At 65.8% G+C, this 19,936-nt stretch carries 19 protein-coding genes, 2 tRNA genes and 1 pseudogene; 14 read left to right on the forward strand and 8 right to left on the reverse strand.

What is annotated here, in order from left to right:
* Positions 1-12: 12 nt before the first annotated feature.
* Genes ruvA through KHY18_RS00845 form a run of 3 tightly spaced genes read left to right on the forward strand, consistent with a single transcriptional unit; the run spans position 13 to position 2,818 of the window.
* Positions 13-585, forward strand: coding sequence for a Holliday junction branch migration protein RuvA (ruvA, locus tag KHY18_RS00835; protein ID WP_213293314.1), 573 nt, complete (start codon positions 13-15; stop codon positions 583-585).
* Between the two features lie 6 nt (positions 586-591).
* The gene (gene ruvB, locus KHY18_RS00840; protein WP_213293315.1) at positions 592-1,644 is read left to right on the forward strand and encodes a Holliday junction branch migration DNA helicase RuvB; all 1,053 of its coding nucleotides are present in this window, start codon (positions 592-594) and stop codon (positions 1,642-1,644) included.
* Positions 1,631-2,818 carry an efflux RND transporter periplasmic adaptor subunit gene (locus KHY18_RS00845; protein WP_249728824.1) on the forward strand — a complete coding sequence of 396 codons (1,188 nt, stop codon included), beginning with the start codon at positions 1,631-1,633 and terminating at the stop codon, positions 2,816-2,818. The genes ruvB and KHY18_RS00845 overlap by 14 nt, the downstream gene beginning before the upstream one ends.
* Here the strand turns inward: KHY18_RS00845 and KHY18_RS26915 are convergent.
* Positions 2,776-3,669, reverse strand: a pseudogene (locus KHY18_RS26915) (ABC transporter permease); the annotation flags it as partial. The gene KHY18_RS00845 and the pseudogene KHY18_RS26915 sit on opposite strands and share 43 nt — an antisense overlap.
* A gap of 11 nt (positions 3,670-3,680) precedes the next feature.
* Positions 3,681-5,342, reverse strand: coding sequence for an ABC transporter substrate-binding protein (locus KHY18_RS00850; RefSeq protein WP_213293316.1), 1,662 nt, complete (start codon positions 5,340-5,342; stop codon positions 3,681-3,683).
* A 230-nt stretch (positions 5,343-5,572) separates the two neighbouring features.
* Between KHY18_RS00850 and KHY18_RS00855 the strand changes: the two genes are divergently transcribed.
* The 8 genes from KHY18_RS00855 (at position 5,573) to KHY18_RS00890 (ending at position 13,122) form a co-directional block, all read left to right on the forward strand.
* Positions 5,573-6,079, forward strand: coding sequence for a sigma-70 family RNA polymerase sigma factor (locus KHY18_RS00855; protein ID WP_349630227.1), 507 nt, complete (start codon positions 5,573-5,575; stop codon positions 6,077-6,079).
* A gap of 8 nt (positions 6,080-6,087) precedes the next feature.
* The gene (locus KHY18_RS00860; protein WP_213293318.1) at positions 6,088-7,050 is read left to right on the forward strand and encodes a FecR family protein; all 963 of its coding nucleotides are present in this window, start codon (positions 6,088-6,090) and stop codon (positions 7,048-7,050) included.
* 81 nt (positions 7,051-7,131) lie between these two features.
* Positions 7,132-9,546, forward strand: a complete 2,415-nt coding sequence (locus KHY18_RS00865; RefSeq protein WP_213293319.1) for a TonB-dependent siderophore receptor — start codon at positions 7,132-7,134, stop codon at positions 9,544-9,546.
* Positions 9,546-10,616, forward strand: coding sequence for a FecCD family ABC transporter permease (locus tag KHY18_RS00870; protein WP_213293320.1), 1,071 nt, complete (start codon positions 9,546-9,548; stop codon positions 10,614-10,616). Before KHY18_RS00865 ends, KHY18_RS00870 begins: the two co-directional genes overlap by 1 nt.
* Complete coding sequence (locus tag KHY18_RS00875; RefSeq protein ID WP_213293321.1) at positions 10,613-11,413, forward strand: ABC transporter ATP-binding protein; 801 nt, start codon at positions 10,613-10,615, stop codon at positions 11,411-11,413. Before KHY18_RS00870 ends, KHY18_RS00875 begins: the two co-directional genes overlap by 4 nt.
* Entirely contained in the window at positions 11,410-12,567 is a 1,158-nt protein-coding gene (locus tag KHY18_RS00880) for an ABC transporter substrate-binding protein (RefSeq protein ID WP_213293322.1), read from the forward strand. The genes KHY18_RS00875 and KHY18_RS00880 overlap by 4 nt, the downstream gene beginning before the upstream one ends.
* 5 nt (positions 12,568-12,572) lie before the next feature.
* Complete coding sequence (locus tag KHY18_RS00885; protein ID WP_213293323.1) at positions 12,573-12,956, forward strand: YkvA family protein; 384 nt, start codon at positions 12,573-12,575, stop codon at positions 12,954-12,956.
* A gap of 89 nt (positions 12,957-13,045) precedes the next feature.
* Positions 13,046-13,122 (forward strand) — tRNA-Arg (locus KHY18_RS00890).
* Positions 13,123-13,188: 66 nt separating this feature from the next.
* On the opposite strand, the gene KHY18_RS00895 is transcribed toward KHY18_RS00890, so the two are convergent.
* Positions 13,189-13,422 carry a hypothetical protein gene (locus KHY18_RS00895; RefSeq protein WP_213293324.1) on the reverse strand — a complete coding sequence of 78 codons (234 nt, stop codon included), beginning with the start codon at positions 13,420-13,422 and terminating at the stop codon, positions 13,189-13,191.
* Positions 13,423-13,547: 125 nt separating this feature from the next.
* A complete protein-coding gene (locus tag KHY18_RS00900) occupies positions 13,548-13,772 on the reverse strand; it encodes a hypothetical protein (protein WP_213293325.1) in 225 nt (74 codons plus the stop codon).
* Positions 13,773-13,933: 161 nt separating this feature from the next.
* Between KHY18_RS00900 and KHY18_RS00905 the strand changes: the two genes are divergently transcribed.
* The 3 genes from KHY18_RS00905 to greB all read left to right on the forward strand — a co-directional run bounded on the left by KHY18_RS00905 (position 13,934) and on the right by greB (position 15,075).
* Positions 13,934-14,010: transfer RNA gene (locus tag KHY18_RS00905), tRNA-Arg, on the forward strand.
* Positions 14,011-14,188: 178 nt separating this feature from the next.
* On the forward strand, positions 14,189-14,515 hold the full coding sequence (locus KHY18_RS00910; protein ID WP_213293326.1) for a hypothetical protein: 327 nt from the start codon (positions 14,189-14,191) through the stop codon (positions 14,513-14,515).
* Positions 14,512-15,075: a transcription elongation factor GreB gene (gene greB, locus KHY18_RS00915; RefSeq protein ID WP_213293327.1), complete on the forward strand. Its 564-nt coding sequence runs from the start codon at positions 14,512-14,514 to the stop codon at positions 15,073-15,075. The genes KHY18_RS00910 and greB overlap by 4 nt, the downstream gene beginning before the upstream one ends.
* Before the next feature lie 521 nt (positions 15,076-15,596).
* Here the strand turns inward: greB and KHY18_RS00920 are convergent.
* The 4 genes from KHY18_RS00920 to KHY18_RS00935 all read right to left on the reverse strand — a co-directional run bounded on the left by KHY18_RS00920 (position 15,597) and on the right by KHY18_RS00935 (position 19,847).
* On the reverse strand, positions 15,597-17,915 hold the full coding sequence (locus tag KHY18_RS00920) for a RelA/SpoT family protein (RefSeq protein WP_213293328.1): 2,319 nt from the start codon (positions 17,913-17,915) through the stop codon (positions 15,597-15,599).
* Positions 17,916-18,035: 120 nt separating this feature from the next.
* Positions 18,036-18,239 (reverse strand): DNA-directed RNA polymerase subunit omega, encoded by a 204-nt coding sequence (gene rpoZ, locus KHY18_RS00925; protein WP_159911168.1) that lies wholly within the window; start codon positions 18,237-18,239, stop codon positions 18,036-18,038.
* A gap of 20 nt (positions 18,240-18,259) precedes the next feature.
* Complete coding sequence (gene gmk, locus KHY18_RS00930) at positions 18,260-18,880, reverse strand: guanylate kinase (protein WP_213293329.1); 621 nt, start codon at positions 18,878-18,880, stop codon at positions 18,260-18,262.
* A gap of 70 nt (positions 18,881-18,950) precedes the next feature.
* Complete coding sequence (locus tag KHY18_RS00935; RefSeq protein ID WP_283771265.1) at positions 18,951-19,847, reverse strand: YicC/YloC family endoribonuclease; 897 nt, start codon at positions 19,845-19,847, stop codon at positions 18,951-18,953.
* Positions 19,848-19,936 lie beyond the last annotated feature (89 nt).

Raw genomic sequence — 19,936 nt, forward strand, 5'->3', positions numbered from 1 at the left:
CAAAGGACTTCAATGATAGGCAAATTGACCGGCACCCTGCTGGAGAAAAACCCGCCCACGGTATTGGTGGACTGTCACGGCGTGGGCTACGAGGTGCAGGTGCCCATGAGCACCTTCTACAACCTGCCCGCGACCGGGGCCCAGGTGGGCCTGCTCACGCACTTCATCGTGCGCGAGGATGCGCAGCTGCTGTTCGGCTTTGGCACTTCATCCGAGCGCGAGACTTTCCGCGAGCTGATCAAGATCACGGGCGTGGGCCCGCGCACGGCGCTGGCCATCATCAGCGGCATTGGCATCGAAGACCTGGCCCAGGCGGTGACGCTGCAGGAAATGGGCCGGCTGATCAAGGTGCCGGGCATAGGCAAGAAGACCGCCGAGCGGCTGCTGCTCGAGCTCAAGGGCAAGATCGGCGCCGACATGGGCTCCAAGTCGCTGTTCACCAACGAGCACCAGAACGACATCCTGCAGGCGCTGCTGGCGCTGGGCTACAACGACAAGGAAGCCGCTGCCGCGCTCAAGGCCTTGCCGCCCGACATCGGTGTGAGCGACGGCATCAAGCGCGCGCTGCAGGCGCTGGCGAAATAATCTCCCATGACCATTCACACCGACGATTTCGCGCCTGCGCCCCCCAAGCGCGCCATTTCCGCCGCGCCGCTGTCGCACCATGAGGAAGCGATGGAGCGCGCGCTGCGCCCCAAGCTGCTGCAGGAGTACGTGGGCCAGGTCAAGGCGCGCGAGCAGCTCGAGATCTTCATCGGCGCGGCCAAAAAGCGCGGCGAGGCGCTGGACCATGTGCTGCTGTTCGGCCCGCCGGGCCTGGGCAAGACCACGCTGTCGCACATCATCGCCGCCGAACTCGGCGTGAATCTGCGCCAGACCAGCGGCCCGGTGCTCGAGAAGCCCAAGGACCTGGCGGCGCTGCTGACCAATCTCGAAGCCAACGATGTGCTGTTCATCGACGAGATCCATCGGCTGTCGCCCGTGGTCGAAGAAATTCTCTACCCCGCGCTCGAGGACTACCAGATCGACATCATGATCGGCGAAGGCCCGGCCGCGCGCTCGATCAAGCTCGATCTGCAGCCGTTCACGCTGGTCGGTGCGACCACGCGCGCGGGCATGCTCACCAACCCGCTGCGCGACCGCTTCGGCATCGTCGCACGGCTCGAGTTCTATACCTCCGAGGAGCTGGCGCGCATCGTGGTGCGCAGCGCGGGCCTGCTGGGCGTGCCCATGGACGCCGAAGGCGGCTGGGAGATCGCGCGCCGCTCGCGCGGCACGCCGCGCATCGCCAACCGCCTGCTGCGGCGCGTGCGCGACTACGCCGACGTCAAGGGCGACGGCCGCATCACGCAGGACATCGCCAACCGCGCGCTGGCCATGCTCGACGTGGACCCGCAGGGCTTCGACGTGATGGACCGCAAGTTGCTCGAAGCCGTGATCCACCGCTTCGACGGTGGCCCCGTGGGCCTGGACAACATCGCGGCCAGCATAGGCGAGGAGTCGGGAACGATCGAGGACGTGATCGAGCCCTATCTGATCCAGCAAGGCTATCTGCAGCGCACGCCGCGCGGGCGCATCGCGACCAAGGCCGCGTATCTGCACCTGGGCGTGGCAATTCCCAACAGCGCCGATGAAGGCCTCTGAGGGCGCTCCGTCCCAGTCACTCGGGCCACGCGGCTGGCGCCTGATGGCGTTCGCGCTCGCGCCGCTGCTGCTGGCCACGCTGGGCTGGCGCATCTGGCACTGGAGCGTTCCTGAAGTGGCGGCGATCGAAGTGCAGGCCGCGCCGTTGCAGCGCAGCCTGCAGTTTTCGGCGCGCGTGGCGCGGCTGTCGCGCGTCGAAGTCGGCGCGACGCTGGTCGGGCGCGTGCAGTCGGTCGCGGTGCGCGAAGGCGCGCAGGTGGTGCAGGGCGCGCTGCTGGTGCAGCTCGAAACCGCTGAAGCCAAGGCCGCGCTGGACCAGGCACTGGCCACGCTCGCGCAGCAGCAGGCGCGTGCCGCCGGGCTGCGCAGCACGGGGCGCAGCGGCATCGATGCCCAGCTGGCCCAGGCCGACGCCGGCCTGCGCGCCGCGCTGCGCGACCTGGAGCGCAGCCGCGCGCTGCGCGCCCAGGGCTTTGTGAGCCAGGCCCAGGTCGACGACAGCGAACGCGCCTTGCAGGTGGCCCAGGCCCAGCAGCGCGGCGCCGCGGCCCAGCGCGATGCCTACCAGGACAGCGGCAGCGAAATCGCCCAGGCGCGCGCCCAGATAGCGCAGGCGAGCGCGGCCGTCGCTGCGGCGCGGCTGCGCCTTGAGCAAACCGCGGTACGCGCACCAGCGGATGCCCAGGTGCTCACGCGCAGCGTCGAGCCCGGGCAGATCGTGCAACCCGGCACGGCGCTGATGCGCCTGGCGCTGGCCGGGCCCACGCAGATCGTCGCCCAGGTCGATGAACGCTTTCTCGATCAGTTGCGCACGGGCCAGCGCGCTGCCGTGGTCGCCGACGCGTTCAGCACCCAGCCGCTCGCGGCGAAGATCCTCTCGATCGCGCCGGCGGTCGACGCCCAGCGCGGCGCCGTCGAAGTCAAGCTCGCGCTCGATGCGCCCGCGCCGGATTTCCTGCGCGAAGACATGACGCTGTCGGTCGAGGCCGTGACCGGCGAGCGCGCGAATGCGCTGGTGCTGCCGCTGGCCGCGCTGCAGGCGAGCGCGCGCGCCGCGGGCAGCAAGGCCAACCTCACGCGCGGATCGACCAGGGCCTGGCACAGGTCGGCCAGCAGATTGCAGACCAGCGTGGCGACGGCCAGGAACAGCACGATGCCCATGAGCAGCGGATAGTCCCGGCCCTGCACCGCCTCGAAGCTCAGCCGGCCCACGCCGGGCCAGTTGAAGATGGTCTCGGTCAGCAGCGCCGACGACAGCAGCGCCGGAATCTCCAGACTGAGAATGATGATCAGCGGCCGCGCCGCATTGCGCAGCAGGTGCGGAGTCACCACGCGCCGCAGCGGCACGCCGCGCGCGAACAGCGCGCGCACGAAATCCTGGTCGACGAGTTCGCTCACGGAGCTGCGCAGATAGCGGCTCAGGATGGCAATGTTGCCCAGCGCCAGAACCGTGCAGGGCAGGATCAGATGCAGGGCCACGTCGCGCACATGGGCCCAGCCTTCATGCCCCGCGCCAATCGTGATGACGCCGCTGGTGGGCAGCCAGCGCAGGTCCATGGCAAACCACTTGATGAGCAGCATGGCGAGAAAGAAAGTCGGCACCGAGACCAGCACGAACGACAGCACCGAGGTCGCGATGTCGGGCCCGCCGTTGCGCCGCAGGCCGATGAACAGACCCAGGGGCAGGGCCACGGCCAGGGTCAGCAGCAGCGAGCCGCCGGCCAGCAGCGCGGTATTGCCCAGCCGCTCGCCAATCAGTTCGGTCACGGCGCGGCCCTGCAGCACCGAGTTGCCCAGTTCGCCGCTGGCCATCCTGCCCAGCCAGCGCAGGTACTGGACGGCAATCGGGTCGCCATAGCCGTAGCTGCGCAGCAGCTCGGCTTTCTGTTCGGGCGTGGCGTCCGGACTCACCAGCTCCACGAACGGGTCGCCGGGCTGCAGATGGACCAGCAGGAACACCACCAGGGAGATGCCCAGCAGCACGGGCAGCGAAATAGCGAGGCGTCGCAGGGTGAAGCGCAGCATTCAGTCGCGCCTCATTTCTTCACCGTCCAGTTGACGATGTCGTTAAGCGGCTCGTAGGGGTGGGCCTTGTAGTTCGTGACGCGCGGGCCGACCGCGTAGCCGCCGTTGCGCACATACAGCCACACGCGTATGGCTTCGTCGTTGATACCCTTGAGCCAGGCGCCTACGTTCTGGCGCAGCACCGCCTGGTCGATGCTGGAATTGAAGGTGTCGGCGTAGGCCGTGAGCTGGGGCGTGCTGAAGCGCTCCCACCAGAAGTTGTTGTCGTACTGTCCCGGGCGGAACAGGCCGCCCATGAGCACGCCGTCGTACTGCTGCTTGGGGTCCTGCAGGATGCTCAGCACCGCGTTGAAGTCGGCGGGCGCGAGTTCGACCTGTATGCCCACGGCCTTCAGGTTCTGCTGGATGATGGGCGCCGACAATTCCCGCGTGCGGTTGCCCGTGGGCACGTTCAGCTTGAACGTGAACTTCTCGCCGTTGCGATCGAGCACGCCGTCGCCATCGCTGTCTTTCCAGCCCGCGGCCGCAAGCAGCTCCTTGGACTTGTTCACGTCATAGGCGTAGGGGTTCAGGTCGGCGGGATAGAACGGGCTGTCCGGGTGGGCGTTGGTGTTGAACAGCACGCCATGGCCGAACAGCAGGCGGTCGACCAAGGCCTTGCGATTGATCGCATGCACGATGGCCTGGCGCACGCGCTTGTCGTTGAGCTTGGGGTTGCGCGTATCGAGCGTCAGGTACTGGCCGTTGGTACCCGCTTCCTCGACGACGCGGATGTTCGCCCGCTTGTAGATCTGCAGATCGCGGTCGTTCCAGTTGGTGACTTCGGCGATGTCGAGTTCGCCGTTGATCAGTTCGTTCTGAATGGTCTGCGAATTCGATATCTTGAAGATCAGTGTCTTGATTTTCGGCTGGCCGCCGAAGTACTCGTCATTGCGTTCGAGCTTGACGTACTGGTCCGAACGGAATTCGACGAATTTGTAGGGCCCGGTGCCCACGGGGTTCAGCAGCTGCTGCGTCGCCTGGTTCCAGCTTTTGACCGGGATCTTTTCCCAGATATGCCTGGCCAGCACCGGCCGGTCGGCAAAGTGCGAGAACGCGGCCGCATAGGGCTCCTTGAAGCTGAATGCCACGGTGTTGTCGTTCACCACCTTGATGCCGCTGAGCGTCTTGGCCTTGCCGCTGCTGAACTCTTCGTAGCCTTGCAGCAGCTGCACGAACGGCGGCTTGTCGCGCGTGAAGTCGGGGTGGGCCTGCGTGCCGTACGTGAAGGCCACGTCCTGCGCGGTGAAGGGCTGGCCGTCATGCCATTTCACGCCCTTGCGCAGGTTCAGCGTCAGCGTGCGGCCGTCTTTCGAATATGACCAGGAATCGGCCAGCGACGGCTTGGGATTCTGCTTCTCGTCCAGCGTGATCAGCCGGCCGTAGACCGCGAAGATCACCGCGCGGTCATAGTCCGTGAAATACAGCGTGGGGTGCAACGTGCCTTTGGGGTTGGCGCTGAGCGCGTAGCGCAGGATGTCGCCGTCCTGCGCCTGCACCGGCGCCGCGCTCAGGGCCAGGGCCAGGGCCAGGGCCGCGGTAGCCATCAGAACCGAAAGCGCGGTCTTGGCGCGCGTCTTGACCTTGGCGAGCAAGGCGCTCACCCGCGCCCTGGAATCGAGTTTGTGTTGCATGAATCGTCTTGATTGGCAGGGCAAAGGATCGACGCATGCCGACCGGCTCCCTGAATTTGGAAGCTGCAGTCTAGGTTTGCGCAAAGTTATGAAGAAGCGCTATTTCTGCATATCGATAGTTGCGGATTGGTCGGCCATGTATGCCTGTGTCCCATGGGGATACGCGGCGGCTCGGGTTTGCCGGCGCTGGCTACAATAAGAATCATTTTCATTTGAGTGGTGAAGCGACTGTGATCGACAACGTTCGACGTCAAGCCCTGCAGGTCCTGTATTCCTCGCACCACAGCTGGTTGCTGGGCATGCTGAGCCGCAAGATTCGCAATCGCAGCGATGCGCAGGACGTCACTTCCGAAACGTTTTTGCAGGTCGTCGACTCCGATCTCGACCCGCGGCTGTTCCACGAGCCCAAGGCGTTCCTGACCACGGTCGCCAAGCGGGTGCTGTTCCACTTCCACCGCCGCCAGACGCTGGAGCGCGACTACCTCGAACGCATGGCGCTGCTGCCCATGGCTTTCGCGCCGTCGGCAGAAGAGCGCGCCTTGCTCGTCGAGGCCATCGTGCAGATCGACCGCGCGCTGCACGGCCTGCCCTTGCCGGTGCGCCGCGCCTTTCTCTACAGCCAGCTCGACGGCATGTCGCAGGAGCAGATCGCCGCCGAACTCGGCGTGTCGGTGCGCACCGTGGCGCGCTATCTCACGCAGGCCTTGCGCCACTGCATGCTGGCCACGGCGGGGTGAAGAGCGCCATGCCATCGCTGGATCCGGCGACCGAAGAAGCCATTGACTGGATGGTGCGCCTGGACGCGGGGCGTGCGGGCGCCGATGTGCAGCAGCGCTTCGCGCAGTGGCATGCGAGCGATGCACGCCATGCCGAAGCCTGGCGCGCGCTGCAGCAGCGCCTGGGCCAGCCGCTGGACACCGTGCGCGCGCTCGACAGCCGTCTGCCCGGCCAGGCGCGCGAAGCGCGTGAGGTGCTGCTGCGGCCCACGCGGCGCACGCTGCTGCGCGCGGTGGCGCTCGCCGCGCCCGTCGGCGCGGGCCTGCTGCTCGCCGACCGCGTGCAGCCGCTGGGCGCGCTGATCGCCGATTTCAGCACCGGCACGGGCGAGCGCCGCAGCTTCTCGCTGGCCGACGGCAGCGAATTGACGCTCAACGCCAGAACGCGCGTCGACGCATCTTTCGTCGCCGGTGCGCCGCAGCTGCGGCTGCGCGAAGGCGATATCGTGCTGCAGGTTGCCGATCATGCGGCCCACCCCGTGAGTGTGCTCAGCGCAGAATCGGTGACGCGTGTGCTGGGCGCACGCGTCATGGTGCGCAAGGAGCCGCAGGCCACGCGCGTGACGGCGCTGGCGCACAAGGTCGAAGTGCTGGCGGCCCAAGGCCAAGGCGAAGTGCTGCGCGCGCAGCAAGGCGTGCGCATTTCCGCGACCGGCATACAGCGCCTGGCCGACAACCAGGTCGACGGCGCCGACTGGCTGCAAGGCCTGCTGGTGGTCAACCGCCGCCCGCTGTCGTATGTGCTGGGCGAACTGCAGCGCTATCGCCGCGATCTGCTGCGCGTGTCCGACGCCGCCGCCGACATTCTGGTGCAGGGCGTTTTTCCGCTCGGTGACGTCGATAGAGCGCTGCTGGTGCTGAGCGAAACCCTGCCGATCACGGTCGGCCGCTACGGCCCCTGGCTCACGCGCATCGATGCGCGCACAAAATAATTTCGCTTTCGCTGTCCGGTTTTCGCGCGTCGATACACATACCTCCCAGATGCACATGTGTTGCACAGGAGATTTCCCCTTATGTTCTGCCGCCAGGCTTTCCGTCCCGCGCTTCTCGCCACCGCTCTCACGACCCTCGCCGCCGCCATGGCCGCGCCCGCCATGGCGCAGACCGCGCCTGCCGCCGCAGGCCAGAACCAGGGCGCGCGGCTGAACTTCCAGATCGCCAGCGGCCCGCTGGCCGGCACGCTCAATGCGATCGCCGTGCAGGCCGGCCTCGTGGCCTCGGTCGATCCGGCGCTGGTCGACGGCAAGCGCGCGCCCGCCGTTCAAGGCCGCTTCACCGTGGGCGAGGCCTTGCGCCAGGTGCTGGCCGGCAGCGGCCTGGAACTGGCCATGACGGGCAGCGGTGCGATCAGCGTGCGGCCCGCGGCCAGGATCACGCCGCCGGAAGTGCCGACGGCCGCCTTGGCTCCGGTGGTGGTGCGCGCCGCCGCCTATGAAGGCGCGACCACCGAAGACAGCGGCGCCTACGCGGCGCGCTCCGTGACCATAGGCCGGGCCGAGTTGAAGCTGCGCGAAATTCCGCAGGCGGTGTCGGTGGTCACGCGCCAGCAGATGGACGACCAGAACCTCAACTCGCTGCTGCAGGTGCTGGAAACGACCAATGGCGCGACCATCATCAAGAACGACGACTCGCTGGAACGCTCCGAGGTCTACTACCGCGGCTTCAAGCTCGACAGCCTCAAGGTCGACGGCGTGTCGGTCTCGACCAACGTCGAAGTCATGACCTTCGACACCGCCATCTACGACCGCGTGGAAATCCTGCGCGGCCCGGCCGGCGTGCTCCAGGGCGCGGGCGAGCCCAGCGGCACGGTGAACCTGGTGCGCAAGCGCGCGCCGGCGGCCTTCGCGGGCAAGGCCGAAGTGACGCTGGGCGAGTGGAATCGCCAGCGCGCCGAAGTCGACGTCGGCGGGGCACTGGTCGAGTCCGGTGCGATACGCGGGCGCGTGGTGGCGCTGGGCGAGCAGGGCGACTCGTATGTGGATCTGGTGAACTCCCGGCGCAGCCTGGCGTTCGGCACGCTGGACTTCGATCTGTCGCCGCGCACCACGCTGACGCTGGGCGCGACCCACCAGACCGGCGAAAGCCGCGATTCGCGCGGCCTGCCTACGTACACCGACGGCCGTCTGCTGCCGGTGCCGCGCTCTACCTTCATAGGCCCCGACTGGGCGCACAACGACACGCGTTCCAAGGATGTGTTCGCCAGCCTCGAGCATTACTTCGACAACGGCGCGCTGCTCAATGTGAGCAGCAATTACCTGGACCGCACGCGCGACAGCAAGCTGGCGTTTGCCGATGGCGGCGTGAACCCGGCGAACGGCAATACCCGGCTGCTGCCGCAGCACCGGCTCGATGCCGAGACCAACTTCAACTTCGATGCGTCGCTGAATGTGCCGTTCAAGGTCGCGGGGCTGGACCAGTCGCTGCTGCTGGGCACCGACTACCGCAAGGCGACGACCGAAGGCACGCGCGCGCGCGCAGGCCGCATCGCACAGAACGTGTTCACGCCGCAGCACGATCTGCCCGAGCCCGACTTCGATTTCAATCTGTTCGACCGCGTGCGCACCCAGCAGCACAGCATCTACGGCCAGACGCGCATCAAGCCCGTCCAATGGGGCACGCTGGTGCTGGGCGGGCGCATGAGCTGGTGGGACAGCCAGACATCCGACCGCGTGAGCCACGAGATCACCGCGTCGTCGCGCATCGATCGCAAGTTCACGCCCTATGCGGGCCTGGTCGTCGACCTGTCGCCCCAGCTTTCGGCCTATGCCTCGACCGCGGCCATCTTCGTGCCGCAATCTGGCCTGACGATAGAGCGCGAGGCCTTGCCCGCGCGCAGCGGCCGGCAGTACGAGCTGGGCCTCAAGGGCAATACGCCAGACGGCCGTCTCAACGCACGCGTGGCGCTGTTCCGCATCAACGACAGGAATCGCGCGCTGGCCGATGCCGCCGACGACAACTATTTCGTCGCTTCGGGTGAAGTCCAAAGCAGCGGCTTCGAAGCCGAAGTCAGCGGCGCGATCACGCCCGCCTGGCAGGTGATCGCGGGCTACACCTATCTGACTTCGCGCTACGAACGCGATCCGGCGCTGGCCGGCACCACGTTCCAGACGCGTTCGCCGCGGCATTCGCTGCGGCTGTGGACCAAGTACACGTTGCAAAGCGAAGCCTTGCGCGGCTTCGACATCGGCGGCGGGCTGCGCGCCTCGTCCAATGTCTACGCCATCGACGCCGGCCAGCGGCTGGACGCGCCCGGCCATGCGGTGCTGGACCTGCGCCTGGGCTACCGCTTCAACAGGAACCTCAGCGCCAGCCTCAGCGTGAGCAATGTGCTGGACCGCAACTACTACCAGACCGTGAGCTATCTCACGCGGCAGAACTACTACGGTGATCCGCGTGCCGTGACGCTGAGCCTGCAAGCGCGCTTCTGATGTCGGCGGCTGTTCTTGCGGCGCCGGGCTCGGCGCAGGCCATGGCCCAGGGCTATGCGCGCCTGGTGCGCCGGCGCATTCTGATTCTGGTGATTGCGGCGCTGTGCCTGCTGCTGAGCATCGCGGTGGACCTGTCCGTGGGCTCGTCCGCGTTCGGTCTGCGCGAACTGCTGGCGGCGGTCTTCGCGCCCGACACCGTTTCGGTGGAGACCGCGATCATCGTGCGCGACCTGCGCCTGCCTTACGCGCTGATGGCGGTGCTGATCGGCGCGGCGCTGTCGCTGGCCGGCGCCGAAATGCAGACCATTCTGAACAATCCGCTGGCCAGCCCGTTCACGCTGGGCGTGTCGTCGGCGGCCTCGCTGGGCGCGGCGCTGGCCTTTGTGCTGGGCGTGGGCATTCCCGGCATTCCGGGCGACTGGCTGGTGTCGGCCAATACCTTCGTGTTCGCGTTTGCCTCGGTGCTGCTGCTGCAGGCCGTGGCGCGCGCGCGGCCCGCGGGCCGCCAGGTGCTGGTGCTGTTCGGCATCGCCATGGTGTTCACTTTCAACGCGCTGGTGGCGCTGCTGCAATACGTGGCTTCGCCCGAAGCGCTGCAGCAGCTGGTGTTCTGGAGCATGGGCAGCCTGGCGCGCGCGAGCTGGCCCAAGCTGCAGGTGCTGGCCGTGGTCATCGCCTGCGTGCTGCCGTTCTCGCTGCGCGCGGCCTGGCAGCTCAACGTGCTGCGCCTGGGCGAGGAGCGCGCGATCAGCTTCGGCGTCGATCTGGGCCGGCTGCGCCTGATGTCGCTGCTGCGTGTGAGCCTGCTCGCGGCGACTGCCGTGGCCTTCACCGGCACCATCGGTTTCGTCGGCCTGGTGGGCCCGCATATCGCGCGCATGCTGGTCGGCGAAGACCACCGCTTCTTCCTGCCCGGCAGCGCGCTGATCGGCGCCCTGGTGATGTCGCTGGCGTCGATCGCGAGCAAGACGCTGGTGCCCGGCACCTTGCTGCCCGTGGGCATAGTCACGGCGCTGGTCGGCGTGCCGCTGTTCGTCTGGCTGATCTTCAAGGGAGGGCCCAAGCCATGAGCGCGGCCAGCGATCTGCAGGTGACGGGGCTGAGCGTGCATTACCGCGGCCGGCCCGTGATCACCGATCTGGATCTGCCGGCGCTGCGGCGCGCGCGCGTGACTGCGCTGGTCGGGCCCAACGGCGCGGGCAAGACGACGCTGCTCAAGGCCCTGGCCGGCCTGGTGCCGGCCAGCGGCGCGCTGCAGCTGGGCGATCAGGCGCTGCACCGCATGCGGCCTGCCGAGCGCGCGCGCCATGTGGGCTACATGCCGCAGTTCGCCGCCGAAGGCGTGGAGCTGACCGTGCTCGAAAGCCTGCTCGCGGCCTTGCGCACGCAGCGCTCCAGCGCGGGCGCGCAGACCGCGCCCGCGCTGGAGCGCGCGCATGCGCTGCTCGAACGCCTGGGCATTGGCGCGCTGGCGCTGCGCCCGCTCGACGCGTTGTCGGGCGGGCAGCGGCAGCTGGTGAGCCTGGCGCAATCGGTGGTGCGCGAGCCCGGTGTGCTGCTGCTCGACGAGCCGACCAGCGCGCTTGACTTGCGCCACCAGGCGCTGGTGATGTCTACCGCGCGCGCGCTGGCGCTGCAGGGGCGCATCGTGATCGCGGTGCTGCACGACCTCAATCTCGCGGCGCGCTGGGCCGACGACATCGTGGTGCTGCAGCAGGGCCGGCTGCATGCGAGCGGCACGCCCGTGCAGACGCTGACGCCGGCAATGCTGTCGGCGGTCTACGGCGTGCAGGCGCGCACCGAAACCTGCTCGGCCGGCTGGCTGCAGATCATGGTCGACGGCGCCGCGCCCGTGGGGGCGCCATGAAGCGGCTGCAACAGATTGCGCGCTGGTGGCTGCTTGCCAGCGCCCTGGGCCTGGCGCTGGCCGCGGGCGCCGCAGAATATCCGCTGCGCGTGCTCGACATCGCGGGCCGCGCCGTGATCGTGCCCCAGCCGCCGCAGCGCATCTTCGTGCAGAACGGCAATACGCTCACGGCGCTTGCGCTGCTCGAACGCGAAGATCCGTTCGCGCGCGTGATCGGCTGGAACAATACGCTGGGCCATTCCGATCCCAGCATCTGGCGCCTGCTGCAGCAGCGCTGGCCGCAGGCGCGCAGCGTGCCCACGCTCGACTTCGACAACTCGGGCCATGTCGATCTGGAAGCGCTGGTGCGCCTGCGGCCCGACCTGGTGCTGCTCGACATAGAGACCCGGCCCGCCGTCGAAGGCGGGCGCGCGGGACCGCTGCTCGCGCAGCTGGGCATTCCCGTGCTGTACCTCGACATTTCGCGCAATCCCGTGGTCAACTTGCCCAGGACGGTCGCGCTGTTGGGCCAGGTGCTGGATCGGCAGGCGCGCGCCGAGGCCTATCTGCAGTTCTACCGCCAGCGGCTCGCGGCCATTCAGGCCGTGGTGGCCCAGGTGGGCGAGCGCCCGCGCGTGTTCGTCGAAAGCCGGGCAGGGCGCATGGGGCTGGAGCAGTGCTGCTACTCCCAGGGCAAGACCGCCTGGGGTCTGCTGATCGAGGCCGTGGGCGGCATCAATCTCGCGTCGCAGCTGTTGCCGGGCATCACCGGCGACATCGCGCTCGAGACCCTGATACGCCTGCAGCCCGATGTCTATCTGATGACCGGCACTTCGCAGGTCAAGCGTGGTGCGCAGACCATAGGCTTCGGTTACGGCGCTTCGCGCGATGACGCGCAGGCCGCGCTTGCGCGTCTGATGGGGCGGCCCGGTTTCCGCTTGCTGGGGCAGGGGCCGGCCAGCTGCGTGCATGCCGTCTACCACCAGTTTTACGACAGCGCGTTCAACATCGTCGCGCTGGAGTACCTGGCGAAAATCCTCTACCCGCAACGCTTTGCGCATCTTCAGCCCGCAGATACCTATCGCCACCTGTTGCAGACGTTCACGGCGCTGCCTGACGCGCCATTCGTCTTCGACATCCGCCGCGGTTTTGCGGACCGTCCCTGCGCAGAATAGACCCCATGAAACCCACCGAGACGCTGCGCCAGTGGGCGCGCACCATCAAGCGCGACGGCCTGACCCTCTGGTTCGCGCGCAAGCACCCCGCAACGCCCTGGCATGCCAAGGTGCTGGGCATCGTGGTGGTGGCCTATGCGCTCAGCCCCATAGACCTCATTCCCGACTTCATTCCGGTGCTGGGCTATCTGGACGATGTGCTGCTGCTGCCCGCGCTGATCTATTTGGCGATCAAGCTGCTGCCGGCGCAGGTGCTGGCCGACTGCCGCGCCCAGGCCGAAGCCTGGCTCGCGGCCAAGGCCGCCAAGCCCCGCAGCCGCGCGGGCGCGGTCGCCGTCGTGCTCATCTGGCTCGCGCTTGCTGGCGGATTGTGGCTGGCCTTGGCATGAAATGCCGGGAGTTTTGTTTGAAGCGAAAAATCTGGGGTATACTTGCATTCTTGGCGCAGTAGAGCGGTGCAAACCTTCTTCTGCCAAACGCGGCTGTAGCTCAGCTGGATAGAGTACTTGGCTACGAACCAAGGGGTCGTGGGTTCGATTCCTGCCAGCCGCACCAGACGACAAGCCCCAGAACAGCAATGTTCTGGGGCTTTTTCGTTGGTGTTTGCGAAATGCCCGCGATTCAGCGCTTCCCACCGCCCTCGATACACCGGAATTTGCCGCCAGGCCGCATGGCTGCACGGGGCTGGCGCCGCTCGCGGCGCAGCGCATGCCAGCTCATCAGGCCGCCGAACAACAGCGCCCAGGCGCCGAGGATGAATGCAATGGACGGCGTGACGACTCCGCAGATGATGCACAGGGCGGCCCCCATGGACGCGGCGGCCAGAACGAAATCGGCGCACATCTGTTTCATCATGGTCTAATGCTATTAATTTAAATATAGTTAAATAATTTAACTATTATTTATCTGTAGGAATAAACGCTTGTGCCCAGGTGCTGGCGTCGTGCTCTAGCGGGATGCAATACGCCGGGCGAGGGGCTTTATTTGAAATGTGCAGTCCGGGGCCGCGCGCTGTCGTCGCTGACCGATTCCGGCTCGTCCCGCACGGATCTTGACTTCAGCCAGACCGCCATGGCGCCTAGCGCCAGCATCCAGGCGCCGAAGAAGGCGGGAGCCGAAGACTGAAGAATGCCGCGGGCAACGAACAATGCCGCAGCCATCAGCAGGGTGACCAGAAGCAGGTCGGCAAACAAACGCTTTGTCATAGTTTCATCCTATAAAATATGACAATTCTTGTGATTTTTGCTATTTACTAGCGTAGGCAAAGATCCAAAGCCCTTGCCGCCGACCGCGCCCATGCAATGTGGGCAAAGAATTTCAGGGTTTTTTCTGTAAGAGGGTTTTTGGGTCTATAATCGAAAGCTTAGCGGCTGTAGCTCAGCTGGATAGAGTACTTGGCTACGAACCAAGGGGTCGTGGGTTCGATTCCTGCCAGCCGCACCAAACGTGAAGCCTCAGAGTAGAAATACTCTGAGGCTTTTTCGTTTTGGGTCGGCGCGAGACGTCGGTGTCTGCCGCACGAGTCAATATCTGCCATGGCGGACAAGCCAGCCAACTCGCCCGCAAGATGCTCGCCCGCATGGCCTTGGCCTGTTTTGCGCGGCGTGTGCGCTGATCGGCCATGTATTTCTTGCTCAGGATCTGCTGCACCACGGCATCGCCCTGGCTGTTTTCATACATTGTGCCCAGGCTGAACTCTGCTTTTTCCAGCAGATCGACGGACTGGCCGCTTGCCAGGCCGGCGACGAAGCGCAGGCAGGCCAATGCTGCTTGTTGGACCAGTGTTTTGGAGCAAAAAATAGTCGTGGTTTTTGGTAAATGGGTTTTGATGGTTTTTAACCATATTCATTTCCAAATGGGTTTTCCAGTCCGCACACCGTTGCGCGCATGTGGTGCAAAAGCCCGAGACTTTTGCCGCAGCGCGTTTGATGCAAAGATCGGCGCATGAGCAAAGCCTTCACCAAAGAATCGGATGCCGGGGATGACGACGACGAACTGGGCGCGCTGGCGCCCATTCCTGCCGGCAGCAAGAACTACATCACGCCCCAGGGCTACCAGCGCCTGCGCGACGAGTTGTTCGCGCTGATCGACACCGAGCGTCCGCAGATCGTCGATATCGTTCATTGGGCGGCGAGCAATGGCGATCGTTCGGAAAACGGCGACTATCTCTACGGCAAGAAGCGTCTGCGCGAGATCGACCGGCGCATACGCTTTCTGACCAAGCGCCTGGAAATCGCCGAAGTGGTCGATCCCACGGTGCACGCGGGCAGCGAACAGGTGTTCTTTGGCGCGACCGTGACCTATGTCGAGGACGACGGCGTGGAGCGCACTGTGAAGATCATGGGGATCGATGAAGCCAACAGCGCGCAGGGCGAAGTCAGCTGGATCTCGCCGGTCGCGCGCGCGCTGCTCAAGGCGCGCGTGGGCGATGAAGTCGCGCTGCAGACGCCGGGCGGCGTGCGGCTGCTGGAGGTGCTGGAGGTGCGCTATCCCGAGCCCGGTGCCTGAGGGGTGCGCAAGACCTGGGGGTGCAGCGCGCTGCAAACGGCGGCACAACTGTGAACCGTTCGTGGTGAGCCTCCCTGGCCGGGCGCGTCGCACCATGAACGCCCCGTCCTCGTGACTTGAGCGCAGGCCGTTCATCCTTCGACAAGCTCTCAAGAAACAGCTTTTTTTGCCAAATAAATCAATGACTTAGAGGGTGGTCGATTTTGGCAAACGGTGGCTAAACAGTGACCCGTTCGTGGTGAGCCTGTCGAACCATGAACGGCCCGTTCTCATGACTTGAGCGCAGGCCGTTCACCCTTCGACAGGCTCAGGGCGAACGAGGATTTTGAAGCCCGCTGTTTCTTTTTAACGCATTGTGAGGCTTAGCCTCGCTTACCTCGCCCAGGACGAACGGGGGGAGGGCGTGGCGAAAAAATCCGTTCGGGCCGAGCCTCGCTAGGCGCGTTCGTCCAAGCGCCGGTATTCAACAAACCGGTCTCATGCCACCGCTGCCCGGTCGCGGGCGGCAGGGCTTGGGGTTCTCAATCGACCGACGGCATGATGCGCATCGCCTTGATCACCACGGGCGCGCGGCGCAGGTTGCGCAGCGCGGCTTCGACCTGCTGCTGGTTCTTGACCGTGACCACGAAGCGCAGGTCGGTCGTGCCCATGGGGGCTTCGTCGACCATTTCCAGGTGCTGGATGTCGACTTCGGCGTCGGTCAGCTCGGATGCCACGCGCGCCAGCACGCCCTTGCCGTTGCGCACCGTGACCAGGATGCCGCTTTCGAACACCTGGGTCAGCCCTTCGGCCCATTCGACGGAGATGAAGCGGTCCGGGTCTTTCTCGTAGAGCCGCTTGACGATGGCGCAGCGTGCATGGTGGACCATCAGGCCCTCGCCGCGGCCCAGGTAGCCCAGAACCGGGTCGCCGGGAACGGGGCGACAGCAGTGCGCGAAACGGATGGACGCATTGGTGCTGCCGTCGAGCGTCACCGTGCCTTGCGAAATCTTGTCCTTGGCGCTGTAGCGCTCCTGGCTCAGCAGCACGGCGTTCGGGCGGTGACCATGGTCGCCGAGCAGCACCATGATGCGCGCCGCGACCAGGCTGGCGATGCGCCGGCCCATACCTATGTCGGTCAGCAGTTCGCTGCGGCTGCGGTTGCCGGTGTCCTGCAGCAGCTGGTCCCAGAGCGCCTCGTTGGCTTCGTCTTGCGGTGGCAGGTGCTCTATGCCTTCGGCGCGCAAGGCCTGCGACAGCAGTTTTTCGCCAAGACTGGCGGATTCGTTTTGCGACGAAGTCTTGAGGTGGTGGCGGATCTTGGAGCGCGCGCGCGCCGTTTTCACGAAGCCCAGCCAGGCCGGGTTGGGGCGCGCGTTCTCGGCGGTGATGATTTCGATCACGTCGCCGCTCTTGAGTTCGGTGCGCAGCGGCACGTCTTCGTTGTTGATGCGCGCGGCCGTCGCATGGTTGCCGATCTTGCTGTGGATCGCATAGGCGAAATCGACCACGGTGGCGCCGCGCGGCATGGCCATGATTTCGCTCTTGGGCGTGAACACATAGACTGCGTCGGGGAACAGGTCGACCTTGACGTGGTCCCAGAACTCGGTCGCATCGCGCGTTTCGTTCTGGATGTCGAGCAGCGACTGCAGCCACTGGGTGCTCATCTGCTCGGTTTCGCCGGGGCGCTGCTGCGCCTGGTAGAGCCAATGCGCGGCAACGCCGGCTTCGGCGACGATGTGCATTTCTTCGGTGCGCATCTGGAACTCTATGCTCACGCCCGAAGGGCCGACCAGCGTGGTGTGCAGCGACTGGTAGCCGTTGTTCTTCGGAATCGCGATGTGGTCCTTGAACTTGCCGGGCACGGGCTTGTACATCTGGTGCAGCACGCCCAGCGCCGTATAGCATTCGGTGACCGAAGGCACGATCACGCGAAAGCCGTAGATGTCGGTGACCTTGGCAAAGCTCTGGTGGTTCTTCTCCATGCGCAGGTACAGCGAGTACAGCGTGCTTTCACGGCCCGCGAGCCGCGCCTGCAGGCCCTGGCGCGCGAACTGTGCATCGACTTCGGTCTGCACGCGCTGCACCAGGTCGCGGCGGCGGGTGCGCGACTTGGCGATGGCTTTCGACAACGTCGAATAGCGCCAGGGGTGCAGGTGGCGGAACGACAGGTCCTGCAGCTCACGGTAGGTCTGGTTCAGACCCAGGCGGTGGGCGATGGGCGCATAGATTTCGAGCGTCTCGGACGCGATGCGGCCCCATTTGCTGCGCGGCATGTCGGACAGCGTGCGCATGTTGTGCGTGCGGTCGGCGAGCTTGATGAGAATGACGCGCACATCGCGCGCCATGGCCAGCAGCATCTTGCGAAACGATTCAGCCTGGTTCTCTTCGCGGGTATTGAACTGCAGCTTGTCGAGCTTGGTCAGGCCGTCGACCAGTTCGGCCACGGGCGTGCCGAAGCGCACGGCCAGGTCGCCCTTGGTGACGCCGCAGTCTTCCATCGCGTCGTGCATCAGCGCGGCCATCAGTGCGGGCGCGTCGAGCTTCCAGGACGCGCACAGCGCGGTCACGGCAATCGGATGGGTGATGTAGGGGTCACCGCTGCTGCGCCACTGGCCGCTGTGGGCCTGGTCGGCGAACAGATAGGCCTGGCGCACCTGCTCGATGCTCGCGGCGTCCAGATAGCCCAGGTTGTCGAGCAGCGCGGCAAACGCGGCCCGGGAAACGGCCGTGGCCGAGGCGGCGGACCTGGAAGCGACCTCCGTGGAAACGGCGGCCGCACTCGCCTGGCTCTCTGGTGCCGGGGCATTGACAGGGAGGTTGGCGTCTTGGACAGATGGCTGGGGCTGGACCGCTTTCATACCTTTAATGTAGCGCGCTCTCTGATGGGTTTCTTATTGCATAAAAAAAAGCACCGCAAAGCGGTGCCTCTGTTGCCATTTGGGCTCGCCATGACGGCTTGCCGTTACGGCAGCGTCCGGTCAGCCCGGAACCTTCTTGAGCATCTCCAGGCCAACCTTGCCGGCGGCGATTTCGCGCAGCGCGGTGACGGCGGGCTTGTTCTTGCTTTCAATCTTGGCCGTGTGGCCTTGGCTCAGCATGCGCGCACGGTAGGTGGCGGCCAGAACCAGTTGGAAGCGGTTGGGGATTTGCTCCAGGCAATCTTCAACGGTGATGCGTGCCATCAGGATACTCCAGGGGAAATTCAGGTGATATTGAGCGACTCGAAGGTATCGGCACGCGCACTTCGCTGGGCCGCATACTTGAGTCGCTGGGCGTGAATGATCGCTTTCAGATCAAAAAGCGCAGTCTCGAACAACTCGTTGATTATAACGAAGTCGAACTTTTGCACCTGAGCCATTTCCTCGGAAGCGTTCTTGAGGCGCAATTCGATGACTTCCGGGGCGTCCTCGCCGCGGTTTTCCAGGCGTGCGCGCAGCTCTTCCCAGCTCGGCGGCAGGATGAAGATCAGCACCGCCTCGGGGAAGGCCTGCTTGACCTGCAGCGCACCCTGGTAGTCGATTTCGAGCAGCACGTCGGCACCGCCCGCCAGGCGATCGGCGAGCGCGCGCTTGGACGTTCCATAGCGCTTGCCATGGACATTCGCCCATTCGAGGAACGCATTGTTGGCGACCATGGCGTCGAATTCCTGCTCGGACGCGAAGAAGTATTCGCGGCCGTGCTTTTCCTGGCCGCGCGGCGCGCGCGTGGTGTGCGAGACCGAGGGCGAGACATGGGCATCGAGCTCGCGCAAGGCCTTGACCAGGCTGGACTTGCCGGCCCCACTGGGGGCGGCGACGACAAAGAGATTTCCGGGATGTTGCATATGCGAATCGGTGCGCCGGGTTGGCGGCGTCTTGCAAAAAGGGCGCTTGCGCGCCCTGTGGAATGGTGGTTTATTCGATGTTTTGCACCTGCTCGCGCATCTGCTCGATCAGGACCTTCATGTCGACGCTGATGCGTGTGAGCTCCAGCGCGGCGGACTTCGAGCCCAGCGTGTTGGCTTCGCGGTGCAGCTCCTGGATCAGGAAATCCAGGCGCTTGCCGATTTCGCCGCCCTTCTTGAGCAGGCGCTCGATTTCATCGAGGTGCGAGTCCATGCGCGTGACTTCCTCGGCGACGTCGATGCGGATCGCAAACGCCGTGGCTTCGGTCAGCGCGCGGTCCTGCGCGGCCTCGGGCGCGACCGAACCTTCGGCCAGCGCCATGGCTTCTTTCCAGCGCTCGACAAAGCGCAGGCGTTGCTGCTCGACGAGCTGCGGAATCAGCGGCGTCGCGGTGCGCGCCAGCGTGCGCAGCTGCTGCAGCCGGTCGTGCAGCATGTCGGCCAGGCGCTTGCCTTCACGGGCACGCGCCTGCACCAGCGATTCGAGGGCCTCGGTGGCCAGCGCGGGCAGCACGCTGCTCCAGTCCTGGCCGCGGTCGCCGTCGCCCGCGCCGCACAGGCGCAGCGCGTCGGAGACGCTCAAGGGCCGGGCGTCGGGCAGCCAGGCCTGAATGGTGTCCTGCGCCGAAACCAGGCGCTGCAGCAGATGGGGCGAAGGCTGGGGCACGGAGCCGCTGTCGTCGGATTCGATCGCGGCGCGCACTTCGACCTTGCCGCGCTTGAGGCGGGCGGTGAGCAGGGTGCGCAGCGCGGGCTCGTGCATGCGCAATTCGTCGGGCAGACGGAACGACAGGTCGAGGAAGCGGCTGTTGACCGAACGGATCTCGAGACCGAGTCGCCGGTTGCCCGCAGGCGCCTCAGCACCCTCGGCAGACGCGCCGTACTGGGCGCTGGCGTATCCGGTCATGCTGTAAACTGACATTGGACTTTTGATGGTTGCTTGCAATCCGTCGATTATCCGGGTTCCGCCCCATTCACGAGGTTTACCCGTAAAAA

It is taken from the genome of Acidovorax sp. CCYZU-2555 (assembly GCF_018413525.1).
GTDB lineage: Bacteria > Pseudomonadota > Gammaproteobacteria > Burkholderiales > Burkholderiaceae_C > Comamonas.